We start from the raw sequence: 1229 nt of genomic DNA, 5'->3' as shown, positions 1-1229 counted from the left end.
GGTGAGGTCAATGGGTCGGTGCAACATCCCAGGTAGAACTGCTGCTGGAGGTGTTGCTGGGTGGCGAGAATCGGGCGTCCGGGGCTGTCGGACGAGCAAAAGCGTGAAGTGTGGCGACGGTGGCGGGACGGGCAGTCGCTGAGCGAGATCGGGCGTGCGCTGGGCAAGGTGCCCGGGTCGATCCACGGAGTGGTCGCGGCGAACGGCGGATTCGTCCCGGCGGCCAGGACTCGATCGGCCGGAGTGCTGTCGCTGGCGGAGCGGGAGGAGATCTCCCGGGGTCTGGCCGCTGGCGACTCCTTCCGGGCGATCGCGGGCCGGATGGGGCGGGCACCGTCCACGGTCAGCCGCGAGGTGGGACGTCACGGCGGGCGTGAGAAGTACCGGGCCGCTCACGCGGACGAGGGGGCCTGGGGCAATGCCCGGCGCCCGAAGTCCTGTTTGCTGCAACAGAGTCCGGCCCTGCGGGACACGGTCGCGGGCAAGCTGAAGGAAGACTGGTCGCCGCGTCAGATCGCAGGCTGGCTCGCCCGCACCTTCGCGCCCGAGGACGGTATGTACGTGTCTCACGAGACGATCTACAAGAGCTTGTTCATCCAGGCCCGAGGCGTACTGAAGAAGGAGCTCGTCTCCCATCTGCGCCGCCGGCGCACGATGCGCCGCTCGAAGAACGCCTCCACCGCAGGTCAGCAGCGAGGTTGCATCCGTGACGCGGTCTCCATCCGCGAGCGTCCGGCCGAGGCCGAGGACCGGGCTGTTCCCGGCCGCTGGGAAGGCGACCTGATCACCGGTGCGAAGAACAGTCATATTGCGACACTGGTCGAACGGCACTCCCGCTACGTCATGCTCGTCCGGGTCGCAGGCAAGGACACCACCAGTGTGATCTCCGCACTGAGTCATCAAGTCCGGTATCTGCCCGATGGGTTGATGACTTCACTGACCTGGGACCGGGGTACTGAGCTGGCCGACCACAAGCGGTTCACGATGGCCACCGACGTCAAGGTCTACTTCGCCGATCCGAAAAGCCCCTGGCAGCGGGGATCGAATGAGAACACCAACGGACTCCTCCGCCAGTACTTTCCCAAGGGAACCGACCTGTCCGGATATACCCAGGCCGAATTGGATGCCGTCGCCCTCAAGCTGAACACCCGCCCCCGGCAGACCCTCGGGTTCGAAACTCCCGCTGGTAGGCTCGCGGCAGCTGTTGCATCAACCGATTGACTCCACCG

The 1229-nt window shown here is 66.2% G+C and carries 1 protein-coding gene; it reads left to right on the top strand.

Annotated elements, in window-relative coordinates; translation table 11 throughout:
- Positions 1 to 60 precede the first annotated feature (60 nt).
- Complete coding sequence (locus ACWD04_RS34010) at positions 61 to 1221, top strand: IS30 family transposase (protein WP_451137589.1); 1161 nt, start codon at positions 61 to 63, stop codon at positions 1219 to 1221.
- Positions 1222 to 1229: the final 8 nt, after the last annotated feature.

This window comes from Streptomyces sp. NPDC002911 (assembly GCF_053591835.1).
Note: the sequence above shows the minus strand (reverse complement) of the source record. Positions and strands in the feature narration are given on the sequence as shown.